At 69.3% G+C, this 335-nt stretch carries 1 pseudogene; it reads left to right on the top strand.

The window, feature by feature from the left end:
- Positions 1 to 335: pseudogene (locus tag H7I57_RS23000) on the top strand (hypothetical protein); the annotation flags it as partial.

The following is a 335-nucleotide window of genomic DNA, read 5'->3' as shown; positions in this document are numbered from 1 at the left end:
TGGAGATTCCGGCGGGCCGAAGGTGCTGGTGCGCTGCGACACCGCCGGGGCCACCCACGGATTCGCCGACGCCTGCCGCGAGCAGGGGGTGGGGTTCTCGTTCGGCTACCCCGTCGATTGGCGCGTCCAGGACGCGGTGGACACCCTCAACCTCGGGCAGTGTTGGTACCCGGCGATCGACACCGGTGGCGGCATCCGCGACGGCGCCTGGGTCGCCGAGGCCACCGACCTGGTCAACCTGAGCAGCTGGCCGCCAGGTACGAGGCTGATCCTGCGCAAAGAACGTCCCGTGCGCCGTGAGGCGCTGTTGATTCGAACGGAGGTGAAAGACCGAC

Source organism: Mycolicibacterium pyrenivorans (assembly GCF_025821625.1).
Taxonomy (GTDB): domain Bacteria; phylum Actinomycetota; class Actinomycetes; order Mycobacteriales; family Mycobacteriaceae; genus Mycobacterium; species Mycobacterium pyrenivorans.
This window is presented reverse-complemented; position numbering and strand designations above follow the sequence as displayed.